Below are 18,502 nucleotides of genomic sequence, written 5' to 3' on the forward strand. Positions count from 1 at the left end.
CTTGAAGAAGATTGGTCGGGCGGGCAGGATTCTCATAGGAGGCCGTTGACAGCCATCCTACTTTGAATTCGCCGAACCGCAGATCATCTGCGGCTCTCCTGCGACAATCCGGTTTCTGTACGCTTGGCAGGCTGAGATCGCCTACCACGCTGGTAGACGACTACAGCATCTCCGCCAGCCCGCATAAAAGGGCTAGCTCGGAAGCTCTGCCAAGCTGAGCTACCGCCCGACAATCATTCACAAAAGAAAATAGGACATATATCCTTTTCGTCTATCAATCCCGCTCATAAGATCTTGTCGGGAAACCTTAATTATATTCTTGTTAAAAATTCGTAAGCTGCTACATTCCACAAGAGGTAAGGAACCATATGTGAAGAGTACTATACGTAAAACGCGAAACGCTATAAGCAAAATTTCAATAACGCGGAAAACATTAATTTAAGATCTAAATGAAGACAAGCTAAAAATAGTGAATGGGCCGGTAGTTCAGTCTGGTATGAATGCCGCCCTCGCACGGCGGAGGCCGCGGGTTCGAATCCCGCCCGGTCCACTCTTTATATACTCTTGGATGAACCAGGAACACATAATTTTCTCTTCCTAAAGAACTTAAGCCCATCTTGCTCATAGATATATTCGAAGCCGCTTTCGATCAGCTGTTCTATCCACTCACGTTTTTTTCTTATTGACCCATTAATGGTTGAAGGTGATGATCAGCATGCTAGTTAATTTAGGCACACCGCTAGAAATAATTCGGCATCCTCTATTTGAGGCGAGAATCTCCAACAGTTGCTTGCGAACCCTCAAGTTAACAAAGAGGTTATTTCGGATCTGAGCGATCTTTAAGCGGCCAATATGAAAGGATTAGTGAAAGGCTAACTTTATAATATGGGCCAATTCCTAAACACATTGTAATTTACGGCATTTTGGGCTCACTTAATAGTCGGTTCTAATTGTTGTATTTGGGTAAAACTATATATACTTGGATGGATTATCCATCCAAGTATGCGAATGGTGTCTAACAAGACAACAAAAATTGCGTTCATCAGTGTTCTTTCGGTCTTATGTCTGTCTCTTCAATTGTCACCTAGGCCTCCAAATGTGGAGTTCACCTCGCTTCTGACATTTTTCAGTGGTTTCATTTTCGGCTCTCTTGTTGGTGGCTTGTTTGGTGGTTTCGTGATGTTTATTAATGGTTTTCTTTCGCCATGGGGTTTCGCTGGTTTGAATATGCCCTTTCAAATGGTGGGCATGGGTCTTGTAGGTTTAGTCGGCGGACTTTATAGGAGGTTTGTGTCTAACCATTTTTCTGCTGGTTTTTGTGTTGAAGTTGCCGTACTGGGGGCCCTTCTGACCTTGATTTACGATTTGATAACTAATTTAGGGTATGCGGTCTACCAAACTTTAAGTGATATACCCTTCAATTTAGCCTTAATGATTGCTCTGGCTTATGGTACACCATTTTCCATAATTCATGTCGCTTCAAACGCGGCTCTGTTCGGAGTTGCACTTTATCCTTTAATTAAAGTTACCAACACGATATTGGAGGTGAATAGGAGTGGTTGAGAAGAGAACTATAACCGTATTGGCTTTAGCGGCGCTTGTTTGGGCGCTGAGCACTTCAGGCCTTGCAGCATACTATCATGTGGAGATGAGCAGATTTCAGAGGTTGTCAGATGAGAGACTGCTAACGATTTCAGGGATTTCTAGAGGATACAAGAGGGCATTAGAGCAGCAGGACCTCCTCATGAGAGACTACAATGTATTACTCGGAGAATACTACATGTTCATGGAAGATGATTATTCAATGCTTGCCAGAAAATATGCCCAATTGCTCTATAATCTTGGCGGCAACTATACTGGAACGATTAACGACCTTCTAGGATTACAGGAGACATACAGAAGCCTGTTAGATGCAACTCTAAAACTTGCAGGGCGGAAAAATGTCACACGGGAAGAATTCGAATCAGTACTCAGGGAGTTCGACGAATTATTGGCAAATATTATGACAAAGAGTCTTGAAAGCCTGCTGGGCGAAGTGACTACGATAAGGGTGAACCTCTGCATCGACTATGGAAACGGCACAAAGACATGGCATAATGTGACTGCAAGACTAGGCTGGTCACTTTTTGACTTAACCCGGCAGGTGGCCCGAATAGAATACGAGTACTACCCATCTATGGAACCCGGCCACATCTTCATGAAAACTATTAACGGCGTTGCCCCTTCTCCCTCCGAATGGAAGTACTGGTTCTGGTATTACTGGGACGACACCACAAATAAGTGGATATCGGGTCAAGTGGGATGCGATTCATGGACGCTATATGACAACGGAACCTATAGATGGATATACAAGACGTGGGGGGATCTCTAAAGTGTCAAATGCCAATATTTTGGAAAAACAGAAACTCTCTTGAGAGATTAAGACAATCTGCGGTGTCTTCAAACTCCCTAAGCTTATCGGCTGTCCCAGTAATACTAGCATATGTTTATTCGACAATCAATATATGCTTAGTCGAATCTTCATAGAATTTTTTGAGGGACTAAAAAATGAGGTTGACTGGATTTTATTTTAATATTAGATTTTGCATATTATGGCTGTGTTGACCAGAAATGTTGAGTGATGATGTTAAGAGAATGCTGATAGCCGCCCAAAGAAATGAGATCACAGAGCATCTCGTTTACGATAGGCTTTCCCAACTTATAAAGGATCCTATAATAAAGAGACTTTGAAACGCATTTCATATGATGAATGGAAACATTACGGGTTTTGGAGGGAATATGCTGGCAAAGATGTGCAGCCAGACAGGCTTAAGGTATGGATTTTTCTCATGATTTCAAGAATTTTTGGAGTAACATTTGGCATAAAGCTGATGGAGAGCGGTGAGGAGGCTGCACAAGTCACCTACGAAAAAATATCGGCGTGTATCCCTCTCGCCAGAAGCATTATAGAAGATGAAGATAAGCGTGAGAAATAGCTGCTAGAGCTGATCGACGAAGAGAGGTTGAAATATGTGGGCTCAATGGTTCTTGGCCTGAATGATGCGCTTGTAGAATTGACCGGGGCTCTTGTAGGGTTTACATTCGCTCTTCAAGACACACTTCTAGTTGCGATGGCTGGTTTGATTACTGGGGTTGCCGCGTCCCTATCTATGGCCACTTCAGAGTACCTTTCAACAAAGTCTGAGGGGAGTGGAAAGGTCCCAATTAAAGCAGCAGGGTATACAGGCGTGGCTTATATTCTGACGGTTCTGGTCCTTATATTTCCATATCTAATCCTTCCAGACTTGTACATGTGTCTGGTGCTCACGATGATTGATGCGATAATCATCATCTTCGTCTTCACCTTCTATGTCTCTGTTGCGAAGAGTCTTCCATTCAAAAAGAGGTTTCTCGAGATGGTTTTTATAAGTCTCGGAATAGCATCACTAACATTTGCTTTAAGCTTCTTGATAAGAGCGTTCATGGGAGTCGAGATAGACTAATAGAGTTTTTATCTTTTATGATCGTTATAGCCGGAACTTGAATGGTGGATTTATGGAGCATAATATTTAATCCCTTGATAATCATTTACGACTTTTGGAGGAAGGTCGATGCAAACCGCTGGTAAGGTATTTCTCGTGATGCTTATCGCGCTTTGCCTTAGCTTCTCAGTAAACATTTTCCTTTATTGGCGGGTAGTTGAGTATGCTGAATGGTTACAGAGCCTTCAAGATAGGATCAACGAACTGAGCATTGAAAATCTTTCACTTAGGGAAAGTTTGGAGATTCTCAATCGCACCCTCGAATACCATCCGACCAACGCCTCTGTTACGGGAAACAATTGGATATACATGGTGGGTGTAACTACAACCAGCACGGGAGCCTATGAGGGAGAGATTCTAAGGATATACGCTAAGCTCATAGATGGGTCGGGAAACGTCTTTATTGCTACAAATCCGAAAATTGGGATCGAGCTCCAAAGGTCAGCTGAGACAGCGTTCACAGTAGCTTGCCAGATCACGAACGCCAGCGTAGCTAGCATAGATTGTATGCTCATAGTTACCGCGAACAAATCGATAGATGTTGTGGATGGCCCCTCAGCAGGCGCAGCAATAACCGTACTCCTATCCCTGATGCTAAAGGGTAAAGAGCCTAGAAGGGATGTGGTTATAACTGGCGAGATATACAGCGATGGGACAATAGGAAGGGTTGGAGGGATAATCGAGAAGGCCATGGCGGCCGCGATGAACGGTGCAACATTATTCCTCGTTCCAGAAGGTCAATCAGTTGCGACAATCTACATACAAGAGGTTATCCAGAGGGGGCCAATCAGAATTATACGCTACATTCCTCAGACTGTAAATGTCCAAGAATATCTTAGAGAGAAAGGATACAATATAAAGGTAGTCGAAGTCTCGAATATTATGGCTGCTCTACAATATTTCGAGGCGAAAGTTTAAGATTCTCAATGTTTTATGGGTCATCTACGCCTGCGACGTAGGATCATGGACGCGGCGGACAATGCTGCGGCTGCAAGTAATGCTGCGACGCCTATTGGTTCCTCATACCATTCACGGCTCTGCTCCATTATTATTAGGCTGAGGAACACTGTTCTAATTGTATCTCCGCATTTGCCCGTAATAGTCAAATTGTATAATCCAAACGGCGCCGTGCGACTTATCAGTATAAGTAATGTTGATGTGTAGGGGGGAGTATTTGACTGAACGCTTAAAGATATGGAAACCCCTGGAGGAAGGTCTGTAACTGAGAGCGTGACCGCTCTAGGCCAGTCAACAATCTTGCCGACACTGATAAGGGCTGTTCCATTCCCGCCTTTATTGACGCTTATGTTACTTGGATTAACGGATAAAGTGAAGTCGAAAACCTGCCTCTGCTCAACTTCGATGTAGAGGGTGTATAAAACATCCGCTACATAGTTTACGGCCTGATTCAACAATTCTCCTACACGACCCACAAACGTGGGGTTGCTCCAGTTATAGTTCCTGTCCATCCAAAGGCATGTTAATCCTCTACCGAGACGGTCAAATGTGGTGTCATAGGCAAGTTTAACGGCCGCCTCATAAGCCGATATAATTTTTAACTCTCCATCAAAGTATAGGGCTGCGCTAAACTCGGAATCGTAGCTTCCTGTTCTTGCATTCACGTAATCCTCGAAGTCGCTGTGATGAGTCTCTTCACCCCAAACTGTATTCTTCCCCATAATATGGCCGAAGACAGCCATGTCGGCAATATAATGTGTCATGGCACCTGCGTATTTCGCCGCAGCAGAAAAGTTTCCTAAGAGTAGATGGTTTAATGCCTGTTGGTATGTTTCATTCGCCCTTCTGGCTGCAGAATCATCAATTAAGGTGCCGTTTAGACTATAGTATATGTGATGTTTTAAGGTGTCTCCTATCCCATCTGGGGCCTGACCGTTATCCGGGAGTTCAGTGCCATAGAGATATAGGTTCCTGTTTTCAGTTATCCACCATTTAGCGTAGTCTGGAAGCCAATCTAAAGCATGCTCGGCGATCCAATCATGCGTCCCATACTTTGGGCTGTGCGGATTTGAGCTGTAGCCTCCGTTGCTCCAAGCGTAAGATGGTGCGGCAACGTAGGAGAGTGCTAAGAGGCAGAAGACCGCCTCGACAAGGATGGTTTTTCTGTACCTTAAGACGTTGAATCCGCCTGAATTTATTCCAGCTTTATTTGATTCCCATCTTTCCAATCCATTCAAAAATAATTGTTAATCCGCTTAAAATCCATATTGGCTTTTCACGCTGACTGTTGCTTAACAAGTTTTTATTGGTGCCAGTAGACCTCTATGCCCAAATAATTAGAAAGGGCTTCATAAATAGCTCTTGCCGTGTGTGACCTGTTTATGGCGACATGATGTTCAAAGCCATTTCTGCAGACATAACTTAATAGGGCTTGTAAATTTTTAACCTTAACCACCCCGAATGCGCCGAATGTTTCTGCTGGATCCGAGGTTATCTCGCCCTCGCCGATGTAGGCCTTTAACTTCCCGTTTACATCATCGGTTGTTAGTCTCGCAAATGTCATCGGGCCTTCCCGAACCCTTCCTATACACACCCCAAAAGCGTTTTCTATGCCTACAACTTTTCCAATTATTTCTCCAAAGCCTATACTTTCTATTTGTAGCACGGATTTCGGCATGTTGCCGCAGTGGAAAATAATGCATCTGTCTTCTTCTTGCTCATAATTGTTATTCCAGTCTACGATTGCGGAGGGTGTACCCGATGCCAGCTGTAGAATAAGCATTGATAATGTCCCCGTGATATCAACTTCACATGCTGCTGGGATCATCTTTTCACTCAGCATGCTCATCACTACACATGGCATAACCCCTAGGTTACGCTCCAGAGATGTCCAGCATTGAATGGCTACTGCTCTAATATCGTTCTTTCTTATCCATTCCTCGATGATCAAGTAGATCTTTGCAAGTGTATTCAGCTTAGATTCAGAGCAATGACTTAACTTTGCATAAGACTTAATCTCCTCAGCTTTTGCCTTGACTTTAGTGTCGGATGAGGGCAATTTGCCTACTCCTTCTATAATCTCTGATAAATCCAATGTTTCTACAGAAATTCCTAAGGACTCAAGAATTTTTTCTGAGAATCTCATAGTGTTGAAGGCAGAGGGCCTCGCCCCTATCGCTCCTAATCTAATATTTCGCAATCCCTTAACTACCTTACATACCATGGCGAACCATTTTAGATCCTCTCTGAAAGTCTTTTCCTCGGGATCTACTGTATGCAGAGATGTCAGAGAGAACGGAATCTTGTACTGGACTAGGTTATTGCAAACTGAGATCTTGCCGCAGAAGCTGTCCCCCCTTGAAGAAGGGTCAAGCGATGTTAATCTGTCTCTGAAAGCCTGAACCAGTATCGGGACTCTTAGCCCACTAAGCCTTATCGTATTAACTATTGCCTTTTCATCTCCGAAATTTGGTAACGAAACTATTATGCCATCAATCCTTTCCTCATTCTTCTTAAATATCTCGGCACATCTCTTTGCATCTTCCCATGAACCTACTACTCCAAGCCTGGTCTCATCTGGGGATGGGCAGACAACATCAAAACCCTCCTCTGCTAAAACCTTTATCATCCTTTCCCTTCCCTGAGCTGCTAACTCCTCTGAGAAGAATTCTCTATGACCTACTATCAAACCGAAAGTTGTACTCATCCCGCTCCCTCCACTTCTTCAAAAATTCCTTAATGCGCTTATATTAGTATCCTTTGGACTATTTCCTTCCATTCTTTATAGAGTTTCTCCCTCTCCTCTAAGCGCATTTTGGGCATGAATACATCCGGTTCTTTCTCCTTGATTATGGATCTCACTTCTTCAAGATTTTTCCAGATTCCAAATCCAAGTCCACCCATTAAGAATGATCCTAAAGCAGAGATCTCTTCTATACGGGCACGTAGAACTGGTATGCCTAGTATGTCGGCCTGGAACTGCATGAGGAAACTGTTTCTGGTAGCTCCACCGTCAGCTCTCATCTCTCCAATCTTTACCCCTGCATGCTTCATAAGCACTTCTAAGACGTCTCTAATCTGGTAGGCTATCGCCTCCACCGCAGCTCTGACAATATGCTCTTTTCGGGTCTTAAATGTTAGACCATATATCATGCCTCTGGCGTCGGCCTTCCAGTATGGTGCACCTAGCCCGCTAAGCGCAGGAACAAAGTATACGCCCTCATTGTTGTTTAATGCAAGGCACATCTTCTCAATTTCGTCGGTCGTTTCCAAGATCTCTAAATTCTCAAGAAGCCACTTTAACGTCGCACCGGTCGCGTGTACATTTCCCTCATAAATATATGAGACTTCATTATTTACTGCCCATCCTACCGATGTAACAATGCCGTTTGGAGGCGGGAGATATTCCCCGCCTATATTCATGGCGATGGATGATCCGGTTCCATATGTTACCTTCGTCATTCCCTTCTCAAAGCATCCTTCGCCGAAGAGCGCGGCTTGGGAGTCTCCCATAACCCCGCTTATCGGTACTTCCCTCTTTAATAGTCCGTCGCAATCTGTATATCCAAATATGCCGTTGCATGGCATAACGTTGGGCATCATTGAAGCAGGGATGCCGAAGACTCTGAGCAATTCATCATCCCATGATAGGGTTTTTATGTTAAGAAGCATTGTCCTCGAAGCATTAGAAGGATCTGTTGCGTGGGCCGCTCCTCGAGTGAGTTTCCAAATGAGCCAGCTGTCCATCGTACCGGCTAAAGTTTTTCCTTCAGGCGGCTTCACGTTTTCCATAATCCATTTCAATTTGCTTGCTGAGAAGTAGGGATCCAGTAATAGTCCCGTTCTCTCACGCACTATGCCCTCATATCCTAATTTCCTATACTCTTCGCAGAGTTCAGCCCCTCTAAGGCACTGCCACACAATAGCGTTATACACGGGCTTACCAGACCTCTTATCCCAGACAACTATCGTCTCTCTCTGGTTTGTTATGCAGATTCCAAGGACGTCCTGTTCTTCTAGATGGCAGGTCTTAAGGAGGGAAGATATGACCCTTAAGACATTCATGTAGATTTCCTCAGGATCATGCTCCACCCATCCAGGTTTAGGGTAATACTGTGCATGAGGGTATGAGACTTCAGAAATCTTCTCGCCTTTCAAGTTGAATAATATACCTTTGGTTGCAGATGTGCTCTGATCAATTGATACGACGTACCCCATTTCTGAATCACCTAATTTCTGAATCTTTCTAAAAAGTCAAGGGTTTTTTGAACTATCTTTTCACATGTGAGGCCATAATATTCGAATATTTGGGGCTGGCTCCCAGAGATTGGGAACTCGTCTGGAAGCGAGATGAATTTCACTGGAACCGGATTATTCTGTATTAGAAACTCGGCTATTGCGCTTCCTAGTCCACCGTGAATCGTATGTTCCTCTACAACGATTACTCTGCCATTCTTCTTCGATGTTTTCAGAAGAGTCTTCTCATCCAGTGGTTTAATGGTTGACATATCGATAACCTCTGCGCTTATACCGTGCTTTTTCAATTTTTTTCCTGCTTCAAGACAATGGTATGTTGTTTCACCCGTGCCTATAATAGTGACGTCGCTGCCATCCATCAGTATGTTCGCTTTTCCAACTTCAAAATTGGCTTCACCCTCATATACTATTGGCACCGGGTTTCTTCCCATCCTAATGTATGCGGGTCCCTCATATTCAACCATCTTTTCCGCTATCGCTTTTGTCTGGCTTGGATCCGCTGGCAGAATTACTGTCATACCTGGAAATGTTCTCATTATCGCAATATCGTTTACTGCATGGTGTGTATAGCCTAATGGGCCGTAGCTAACGCCTCCGCTTACACCTATCAACTTAACGTTGGCCTTCGAGTAGACTACGTCAACCTTTATCTGGTCGACGCATCTAGCGGTTAGAAAGCAGGCTGGCATAAAGACGAAGGGCTTTTTTCCAGCCTTAGATAGTCCAGCAGCTATTCCAATAGCGTTCTGTTCAGCTATACCCACATCAATAAACTGTTGTGGTAATTTTTCCGCAAAATTATCCACGGCAGCTGAGAACCTGGCATCAGTCGTCAGAACTATTATTGATGGATCCGTTTTCGCCTTTACGAATAAAGTATCGGAAAAAGTTTTTCTGCATGGCAAATCGTTCATCTATTCCTCCTCCACTGGTTCACGGCTAAGTTCTTCAACTGCCTTTTGGTATTCTTCGTCGCTTAATCTGCCATGATGCCACCTAAAGTTGTTCTCGATGAAGCTGACCCCCTTCCCTTTGACGGTCTTCGCTATGACAAGATGAGGCTTCATATTGAATGAAAGCGAGCCGATGGTCTCTATTAGCTGCTCGATGTTATGACCGTCTGTTTCCTTCACCTCCCATCCGAAAGATCTCCACCTCTCATCCAGAGGCTCAAGTTTCACAATTGCTTCTGTGCATCCTCCGATTTGAAGCATATTTCGATCTACAATCGCGACTAAATTGTCAAGGCTATGGGTAGCGGCGAACATCGCGGCTTCCCAGACTGATCCTTCCTGCAACTCTCCATCGCCCATTAGAACATAAACCCTATTAGTCTTCCCATCTGCTTTGAAAGCCCACGCCAACCCGCAGGCGATGGATAAGCCATGTCCAAGGGAGCCTGTGGCAACCTCAATGCCTGGCACGTCGATGGAAGGATGCCCGATTAGTTCCGATCCGAATTGACAGTAATCTCTCAATCTCTCTTTTGGGAAAAATCCGAGATCCGCTAATATAGAGTAATAAGTCTCAGTGCTATGCCCCTTGCTAAGGATGAATTTGTCCCCCTTTTTCATAATAGCGTAGAATATTGCCACGAGGATATCCGTTTCTGACAGAGAGCCTCCTATATGCCCAGTCTTAGCCCGGTAGATCATCTCGATTACTTGTCTTCTTATCTCCCTACTTTTTCTTGTTAAATATCGTATGTCCAACACTTGCCATACCACGCCTCGAGAGTGAATCGATGCAATAATCAGATCTGGATTTCCATGGATATAGATAATAATTTTCACCTCTTAACAGGGAATTTTCAAAGTGTAAAGAGAAGCGTTGATGGATAATGTTGTGGATGCATAATAAGTTTATCTCTCCTGATGGCACACTATAACAAGAATATCATGCACCATGACGTAGGAGAATAGAAGGCTGAAAATGATAGTGTTAACCGAGAATTTAGGCCGAGGGATGGTTTAGTAAAATTTTTGGTTAGATTAGAAGGGTAGGATCAATCTTATCCCCATGAGGAAAGCGGCTGAGCAAATTATCATTTTAAGAGTTTTTCCTTTTAGGCGTCTGGCGAGGCTTGAACCTACCTGGGCGCCTAGGATGGTCCCGATGGTTATGGGGAGGGCGTACTCAACCATAATGTTGCTTAACATGACATGCATGAGTACCCCAACACCGTTGGTAAGAGCCATCGCAAATGCTGAAGATGCAACCGCGATGTGTGGTGGTACCCCTAGCAGGATCATTGTCGTCGTGTCGGTTATTCCGCCTCCTAGACCAGCCAGTCCAGTCACTAATCCGCTTGCGAGGCTACTTAATAGCGCCAGCTCGGGTCTTCTAATGACATATTCGAAGGTCTTTCCTGAGAAGTCAATCTTACTCCTTTTCCATCCTCTACCATTTTGCGTGCCACAAACTCTTGGGGTCGAATTGGATTCTTTGCGGACTATGAGTAGGATGGATATTGACATGATGAATAAGCCTACGATTGTCCTCAGCAGATTGGAGGGCAGAAGCGTGGTTAGGTAGGCGCCGATGGTAACTCCTGGCAGGTCGAGTACATCGTAGAGTAGGCCAAGCTTATAGTCAATTCTTCTCTGTTTAGCATAGGCAATTGTGGCTGAGAGTGTTGTGCCTAACATTGCCGCGACGCTGATTGCGACGGCTTTTTGGGATGACAGCTGGTGGACGAGAATGAGGATTGGAACTATTAGGAATCCCCCTCCAAGTCCAGCCATTGATGAGGGTACGGCTGCAAAGAAGCCTAATGAGAAGAGCGTCAAGATTTCAGTTATACTCATATGTTTGAAGAGTAGATGACCCCTCTCTATTAAACATTATATGCGCGGGATCTGGTGGGCTCCTCAATTTCTTAACTATTCCATAACTTCTGCATTCTTGAAGGCGTACCATGATGCTGCTAGTAGTGCTATGATGTATGCTGAGGCAACTAGGATCGATCTTGCTAAGACTATGGAGATGGGCTCAGAATAAAGAAGCTGCGGATACTGTCCCCTCAACGACATCTTATAGAACTTTACTTCTGCCGATGGGTAAAGGGCATAGTTAACCAGATTTGCAGCGATGTTGTCTGTTCCTGTGGATATAGCCAATCCAGGCGTGAAGGTTGTCTGGCCGGCTGCGCCTAGTATGTATCCGGTGACCCCGTTTCCTGGAATATAGTTAAGGATCCATGCTTGGTCTGAGAATAGTAGGATTATTGGGTGGCTTATGGATAGTGCCATGAAGATGCCGAAGGTTCCTAGGGCGGAAATTAGTGAGCTTTTAGAGATGGAGCCTATTGCGAGCACGATAGCGATCCAGACGAATGTGCTTAGGGTTGTTCCAAGCAGGGATAATGGTAGGAGATGGAGATTGTTCTGCGGACCATATATGATTATGCCGCCTATAGTCTGGTAAGCGAAGAGGACAGTGTATGCTGATAGTAGTGTTATGAACGCTGCGAAGAGCTTAGCTAGAAATATCATTGTTCTTGACACTGGCTTTGTCAACAGTGGGACTATTGATCCGCTTTCGAATTCTCCTGATATACTGTTCATGGCGATGGCGACGGCGAAGAGGAACATGCCTAAACCTCCTATGCCCGCTCCTGTGTTTATTACGTGGTCGGGGTTCTGTTGGAGCTGCTGCCCGATAATGTTGTAGAGGATGACGGGTAGGATTAGGGAGAGGGTGGTGAGAGCGAAGGCGATGGCGACGACGCCTATAAACTTCTTCTTCCTAATGTTCCAAAGTAGCTCGTATTCGACTATTGCCCAGAAGCGGGTCATCCAGTTTCTTCTAAATCCGTTTTCCATCTTCAGCCTCTCTGCCCCCGCTCTGCTATAAGTTGCATGAAATACTCTTCTAGGGTCTGGCCCTTCAAACTCATTGAAACGATGACGCCTCCGGCCTTTGTGATCTGCTGCGAGACCTCCGATCTAACATCGTCTCTAGTCTTCAGCTTGATCGTCAGCATGTTTCCATCCTTTTCCACGCTTGAGATGAATGGTAGATTTTTTAGGGATTCTACAACCTCTTCTGAAGGCTTTGCAAGCTCAACCTCTAGGATCGGGTGGCCTGAAAGATTGCCTACGATGTTTTGGAGAGTGCTTGAGGCTAAGGCTACACCCTTATGGATTATTGTTACATGTGTGCAGACCTGTTCAACTTCGAATAGTAAATGCGATGACAGGAATATCGTTCTTCCCTCTTTCGCCATATTCTTAACGAGCTCTCTGACTTCAACCATGCCAACGGGGTCTAGGCCTAGGCTCGGCTCATCTAAGATCACAAGTTCTGGGTCGCCTATCATTGCTTGTGCAATGCCCAGCCGCTGCTGCATACCCTTACTATATTTGCCGATGAGGTCCCTTTCTCTTCCCTTAAGACCAACCATCTCCAAAAGTCTCGAAATCTGCTCCTTACGCTGCTGTTCAGTCATGCCGTACATTCTCGCATAAAGATCTAGGAGCTCCCAGCCCTTCAGATGCTTCGGGAATTTCGGGAGCTCAGGCATATAGCCCATCCTCATCCGGGTCTCAGGCATATCGCCGTGTACCTCCTGACCGAGAACTCTGACCAACCCCTCATCAGCTCTCAACAATCCCACCAGGATCTTTATCGTAGTAGTCTTCCCAGCTCCATTAGGCCCTAAAAACCCGTGTATAGCGTTCCTCTCAACTTCTAGATTAAGATTGTTAACAGCGATGATGGGGCCATACCTCTTCGTTAAGCCCACGGTCTCTATCGCCAGCTCCAAACCCAAGAACTTCCCATCAAATTATCACTTGCTTCTCGTAATAATCATTCAGGGCTATTTAAGCATATTTTATAGGCCCGGTACACGGCATAATAACTTCCCATCCGGTAGGTTAAAGATGGCTAAATATGCATTTACGAAGCATTATGAGAGCCTGCTTCTTAGCTTAACTTCCCTGACGAATTTCGCTGAGAAAGACGCCACATACTGCTGCATCAGCAAGCAAAAACGAAGAAGCAACAAGGATAACACCTAGGCCGTCGACAAAAGATCATTAAGCATTTTCCACATCCATACGATAAAAATCCTCACTGAAAATATATTCTTATGTAGGAAACATGCATCGAGCCCGGTTCAGCAAACAACCTTAAATGCTAAAAACTCGCTTTACGCTCAGAAATACTTAGAAGAATTCTATTAATCGCTGTTAATTGAACTATTCAGATTGGAGAGAAGCAAAATGTTATTAGGGTGAGTTTGTACTCGTTTATTTTGGGTGTTTTTGAGTGAAACGGTTTTAGAGAAGGTTGAGGAAATAGGCAGGAATCTTGACGAGTTAAAGGCCTTTCTTGAAGATTTTTTCCTAACCGTTGAAAAGAGTATTTGTTGCTAAAACAGGTTGATAAGATAATCAAGAAAAGCGCTTTAACGAGTTGAAATCCCTCGATGAAGTTTAGGGTTCTTCTCCATAAAAAGGCATATGAATTTTTAAAGAAAATCAGTCTTGAAGACAGGCAGCGCATAGTCGACAAGCTGAAACAACTGGAGAATTTTCCAGCGGTTAAATTAGACATGAGCTCAGGAACTTGTTCTTTTTTAACACCCTTGGGAGCAAAAACCAGCGGCTAGCGCAATCAACTTTGAAGTTGGCGAGGTCCTTTGGTTCACTTAAAATTTTAAGTGGGCCGGGCCGGATTTGAACCGGCGACCTTCGCCGCGTGAGGGCGACGTCCTAGCCGACTAGACTACCGGCCCAGTTGTGTCTACCTTGATTTAGGTTTGGTATGCCTTTATGTTTTTCGCAGTTCGTTGAGGATGTGGATTGCGGCTATGGCTTAATTGATCTAAGTTGATGCGGATAAAAGGTTTTTAATCCGTGAAGGTTTTCTTACATTTGGTGGGCCCGTGGCCTAGTAAGGATAGGGCGTCGGCCTCCTAAGCCGATGGTCCTGGGTTCAAATCCCAGCGGGCCCGCCAGATTATATTTTCCTCAGATTTGGCTTTTTCGCAAATTGATGGATTGGCCTGTTTGGTGAGTAATGTTTATTTAGATGTATGCTGGATCCCATTGATTTCATAGTAGTCTTTGGCGTTGATTTCCTACTAGGTGGCGGGTGCGTAATCATTGTCTATTCATGGGATCGTTGCAATGCTTGCTTTTATTGTTTCAATCATCTTGACTCTTAGGCAGCCGAGTGTGAATTTTCCCTTCTTTTCGAGGAGGGTGCGGATCGATTATGGATCGGCGCCTCTTCTATGCGCTTTAGTTCTGCTTGCAATTCCCGGGATGCCTGCCTCAACCTTGTTGGCAAGCGGGCTTTTTGGCTGCTCATATATTAAGCCGTACTCTGTGATAATTTTCATCCTGTCCCTTTCTTATATCTGTATTTCATTGGATTGTACAGGCTTCTTTGAGCATGTCTCTCTAAGAGTTGTGGAGGTTGGTAGGGCTTCTGGCATTAAGCTATTCGCATATCTCTTCTTGATGACGTCGTTTCTGACAATGTTCACGAGCAACGACGTTGTGATATTGACGGTTACATACGTCATTCTTTATATGGCTGTACATGCGAAGATCGATCCTGTTCCCTTCTTGGTGGCGCAATTCTTCGCCGCAAATGTGCTTAGCATGGGGCTCTATGTTGGGAATCCGACAAACATTGTGATTGCGGATGCCTTCGGCATAGAATTCATCGAATTTGCAAGGTGGATGCTTATTCCCTCAATCGCGGCCACCTTCACATGCCTATTTTTGCTGATGCTAATCTTTAGGAGGAGGATTCCTGGAAGGTTGGAATTGGCGGTTAATGGTTCAGCCGCACTTAAGGATAGGAGGGGCGCAATATTCGGCCTGCTTGTGCTGGGAGCAATGTTATTTGTGATAAGTCTGCCCGGAGACTATATAGATGCCCAACCATGGACTATTGCACTATCCTTCGCAACGATTATGGCACTGTACAACCTTGCATTCAATAGGTCTAGGGCGAAGACTGTTATTTTTAGGATGCCTTGGAAGATAGCGCCGTTCTTGGTAGGCTTATTCATAATTGTCGAGGCGCTAGCGGTTTCTGGGTGGACAGGCTTATTCGCCCCAGCAATTTTGAAGATAATTTCAGAAGATGCGCTCATAACCGTGCCCAGCTTGAGCTTCCTCTCAGCACTTGCCGCAGGCCTAATGAATAACCATCCCATGACCGTTTTCTTTGTTAAGATGATTAAGGAGAATCTTTCATCTCATCTGTCCGGTATGACCGAGATCGGCGTCATGTCGGCATTGGTCATTGGAAGCAATCTGGGCGCAAACTATATGCTGACAGGGGCGCTTGCTGGGCTCATGTGGAACAAAATATTATCGGAAAAGGGAGTAAAAATATCGTTTTCACAATTCTCTAAGTATGGTTTCTTGGTGATGCCATTATTGACTCTGGCGACAAGTCTATCGTTTGTTGCGATGTCAACGCTTTAACCTGGCCGCTGAACAGTCCGCCAAATTAGGTTTCTAACTTGAATCTTTTCGGATTCTTTAGGAATGTTTCTTCGCAGAATTCTGAGCAGAAGTAGACTGTAACGCCTTCATACTCAATTCTGCTGTATGCTGTTTGTGGATCTATCCTCATCCCGCAGACTGGATCCGTAACCAAGAGTCTCTTTCCCGCCCCCTCAGGCTCATATCTTCTGAGGGTTTGGCTGTTGATTGCTACTAGAACTGTGCTCAGCGACATTATTAATGCGCCTAATGAGGCTGGGAGATTTACACCTAACCATGAAAGAACGCCAGCAGCTACTGGTATCGTAACAATATTGTAGCCGGCTGCCCACCATAGATTCTGGGCCATTTTCGAATAAGTTTTACGGGAAATCTCAATCAGCCTTGCCACGTCTCTAGGGTCATTCTTTACTAAGATTATATCTGCGCATTCTATCGTAACGTCTGTTCCAGCACCTATGGCTATACCTACATCTGCTGTGAGGAGGGATGGTGCATCATTTACGCCGTCCCCAACCATAGCAACCATTAGGCCCTTCTCTTTAAGGAGCTTTATCCTCTCCGCCTTCTCATGTGGAAGAACCCTTGCAAAGTATGCGTCTACACCCAGTTCCTTTGCAACCCATCCTGCAACCTCCTCAGAATCCCCTGTAATCATGTAGACCTTCAAACCCATCCCCTTAAGATCTTTGATCGCCTCATATGATTCGGATCGAATGGTGTCGGTTAACGCGAAGGCTCCGGCGATTCTTCCGTCCACGACTGTGAAGACAACGGTTTCGCCGTGGCCGCTCATTCTCGTCAACTCGTTATCCTCAAGACTTATACCTAGTTCCTTAAGCAGGTTCATACTTCCAACGTAAACCTCTCTTTGCCCGACGATTCCATATGCGCCTCGTCCTGGAAAGGCCTTAAAGCCTGTGGCTTGAGGGATGCTTAAGCCCCTGCTTCTCGCATACTCGATGATAGCCCTTGCGATTACATGCTCAGAGTTCAGCTCGACGCTTGCCGTCAACTTTAAGAGTTCATCTTCAGGGATTAGGGAGATTACTTCACTCACACTGAATCTGCCAGTTGTTAATGTGCCTGTTTTATCGAAGACAACTGCATCAACATCCTTAATCATTTCAAAGGCGCGTCTATCACGTATGAGAACCCCGCTTCTCGCAGCGATGGATGTTGAGATGGCTATGACTAATGGTATTGCCAAGCCGAGGGCATGCGGGCAGGCGATTACAAGGACTGTAACCGCTCTTTCAAGAGCGGTGTCAACGGATCCGATAAGCGACCAGGCTGTGAACGATATGGCTCCAACAGCAACCGCGACATAGAATAGAAAGGCAGCTGCCCTGTTCGCCAAGTCTTGAGTACGCGACCTGCTTTCCTGAGCCTGCCTGACAATCTTAATCACTTGGGATAGGTAGGTCTCATCACCCGTCTTCTCCACTCTAACCTTCAAAATTCCTTCACCGTTTATGGCGCCGCCCACAACCTTGTCCCCAACTTTCTTGTATACTGGTTTTGATTCACCTGTCAATAGGGCCTCGCTGACAGACGATTCACCCTCTATAATGACCCCATCAGCCGGAATCTTCTCTCCGGGGCGAACAAGAACGATATCATATCTGCTCAGCTGCGAGGCAGGGATATCCGCAATTTCACCGTTCCTAACAACGTGGGCTATACTCGGCATTATGTGAACCAGCTCCTCCAGAGCCATGGAGGCGCCTAGAACGCTTTTAGCTTCGATCCAGTGTCCCAGAAGCATCACGTCGATGAGGGTTGCAATCTCCCAGAAAAAATCTTTCCCATCCGCCGCGGAAGCTGTTAGAGAGTAGAACATGGCCGCTGAGATCGCTGTGCCTACAAGAGTCATCATACCCGGCTGTTTATTCCTAACCTCCTGAAGTAGCCCATTAAGGAAGGGCCATCCGCCGTAAACGTAAATGATAATCGAGAAGATGGATAAAATCATTTTTTGGAAGGGAACTTGGATCCACTCAAGCCCAAACCACATCTGAACCATTCTTGATAGGAGCAGTATTGGGACGGTCAGAAAGAGCGAAACCCGGAATCTCCTCTTAAACTCTGCCAAGTGACGCACATCATGATGGCTGTGATTGTGCAATCTCTCACCTGCTAACTCCTAGAAATTATTTTCCTGTTTAAATGATTCTTAGATTATAGCGCGGTTTTCCTTGCCTTTACACACCTAGTATTTAATGAAGTAGATGGTCGGTCTCTATGGGATAGGAAATTACGGATGATGCTGTAAGGGCAGGGCGAACCTTG

General features: G+C 45.1%; 13 protein-coding genes, 4 tRNA genes and 1 pseudogene. 7 read left to right on the forward strand and 11 right to left on the reverse strand.

Annotation, left to right across the window (positions count from 1 at the left end; translation table 11 throughout):
- Positions 1-12 precede the first annotated feature (12 nt).
- Positions 13-229: transfer RNA gene (locus tag NZ952_00205), tRNA-Tyr, on the reverse strand.
- Positions 230-475: 246 nt separating this feature from the next.
- Here NZ952_00205 and NZ952_00210 point away from each other — a divergent pair.
- The 5 genes and pseudogenes from NZ952_00210 to NZ952_00230 all read left to right on the forward strand — a co-directional run bounded on the left by NZ952_00210 (position 476) and on the right by NZ952_00230 (position 4,439).
- Positions 476-550 (forward strand) — tRNA-Ala (locus NZ952_00210).
- A 458-nt stretch (positions 551-1,008) separates the two neighbouring features.
- Positions 1,009-1,563, forward strand: a complete 555-nt coding sequence (locus tag NZ952_00215) for an ECF transporter S component (protein ID MCS7119628.1) — start codon at positions 1,009-1,011, stop codon at positions 1,561-1,563.
- Positions 1,556-2,371 (forward strand): hypothetical protein, encoded by an 816-nt coding sequence (locus NZ952_00220; protein ID MCS7119629.1) that lies wholly within the window; start codon positions 1,556-1,558, stop codon positions 2,369-2,371. Before NZ952_00215 ends, NZ952_00220 begins: the two co-directional genes overlap by 8 nt.
- Before the next feature lie 239 nt (positions 2,372-2,610).
- Positions 2,611-3,482 (forward strand): annotated as a pseudogene (locus NZ952_00225) (VIT1/CCC1 transporter family protein).
- A gap of 108 nt (positions 3,483-3,590) precedes the next feature.
- Complete coding sequence (locus NZ952_00230; protein MCS7119630.1) at positions 3,591-4,439, forward strand: hypothetical protein; 849 nt, start codon at positions 3,591-3,593, stop codon at positions 4,437-4,439.
- Positions 4,440-4,459: 20 nt separating this feature from the next.
- On the opposite strand, the gene NZ952_00235 is transcribed toward NZ952_00230, so the two are convergent.
- The 9 genes from NZ952_00235 to NZ952_00275 form a co-directional block, all read right to left on the reverse strand.
- Positions 4,460-5,707, reverse strand: a complete 1,248-nt coding sequence (locus tag NZ952_00235; protein ID MCS7119631.1) for a zinc dependent phospholipase C family protein — start codon at positions 5,705-5,707, stop codon at positions 4,460-4,462.
- Between the two features lie 74 nt (positions 5,708-5,781).
- On the reverse strand, positions 5,782-7,185 hold the full coding sequence (locus NZ952_00240) for an L-fucose/L-arabinose isomerase family protein (GenBank protein MCS7119632.1): 1,404 nt from the start codon (positions 7,183-7,185) through the stop codon (positions 5,782-5,784).
- Positions 7,186-7,223: 38 nt separating this feature from the next.
- Entirely contained in the window at positions 7,224-8,696 is a 1,473-nt protein-coding gene (gene glpK, locus NZ952_00245; GenBank protein ID MCS7119633.1) for a glycerol kinase GlpK, read from the reverse strand.
- Between the two features lie 11 nt (positions 8,697-8,707).
- Entirely contained in the window at positions 8,708-9,649 is a 942-nt protein-coding gene (locus NZ952_00250) for a transketolase family protein (protein MCS7119634.1), read from the reverse strand.
- Positions 9,650-10,447 carry a transketolase gene (locus NZ952_00255; GenBank protein ID MCS7119635.1) on the reverse strand — a complete coding sequence of 266 codons (798 nt, stop codon included), beginning with the start codon at positions 10,445-10,447 and terminating at the stop codon, positions 9,650-9,652.
- Between the two features lie 279 nt (positions 10,448-10,726).
- Positions 10,727-11,542 carry a sulfite exporter TauE/SafE family protein gene (locus tag NZ952_00260; GenBank protein MCS7119636.1) on the reverse strand — a complete coding sequence of 272 codons (816 nt, stop codon included), beginning with the start codon at positions 11,540-11,542 and terminating at the stop codon, positions 10,727-10,729.
- A gap of 75 nt (positions 11,543-11,617) precedes the next feature.
- The gene (locus tag NZ952_00265; GenBank protein MCS7119637.1) at positions 11,618-12,559 is read right to left on the reverse strand and encodes an ABC transporter permease; all 942 of its coding nucleotides are present in this window, start codon (positions 12,557-12,559) and stop codon (positions 11,618-11,620) included.
- Between the two features lie 2 nt (positions 12,560-12,561).
- A complete protein-coding gene (locus NZ952_00270; protein MCS7119638.1) occupies positions 12,562-13,509 on the reverse strand; it encodes an ABC transporter ATP-binding protein in 948 nt (315 codons plus the stop codon).
- Positions 13,510-14,404: 895 nt separating this feature from the next.
- A tRNA-Val gene (locus NZ952_00275) sits at positions 14,405-14,478 on the reverse strand.
- Positions 14,479-14,622: 144 nt separating this feature from the next.
- On the opposite strand from NZ952_00275, the gene NZ952_00280 reads away from it, so the two are divergent.
- Both NZ952_00280 and NZ952_00285 read left to right on the forward strand, forming a co-directional pair.
- A tRNA-Arg gene (locus NZ952_00280) sits at positions 14,623-14,700 on the forward strand.
- 148 nt (positions 14,701-14,848) lie between these two features.
- Entirely contained in the window at positions 14,849-16,189 is a 1,341-nt protein-coding gene (locus NZ952_00285; GenBank protein ID MCS7119639.1) for an SLC13 family permease, read from the forward strand.
- A gap of 25 nt (positions 16,190-16,214) precedes the next feature.
- Here the strand turns inward: NZ952_00285 and NZ952_00290 are convergent, their stop codons facing one another.
- Positions 16,215-18,314: a copper-translocating P-type ATPase gene (locus NZ952_00290; GenBank protein MCS7119640.1), complete on the reverse strand. Its 2,100-nt coding sequence runs from the start codon at positions 18,312-18,314 to the stop codon at positions 16,215-16,217.
- Positions 18,315-18,502: the final 188 nt, after the last annotated feature.

Source organism: Candidatus Bathyarchaeota archaeon, assembly GCA_025059045.1.
Taxonomy (GTDB): Archaea; Thermoproteota; Bathyarchaeia; order Bathyarchaeales; family DTEX01; genus JANXEA01.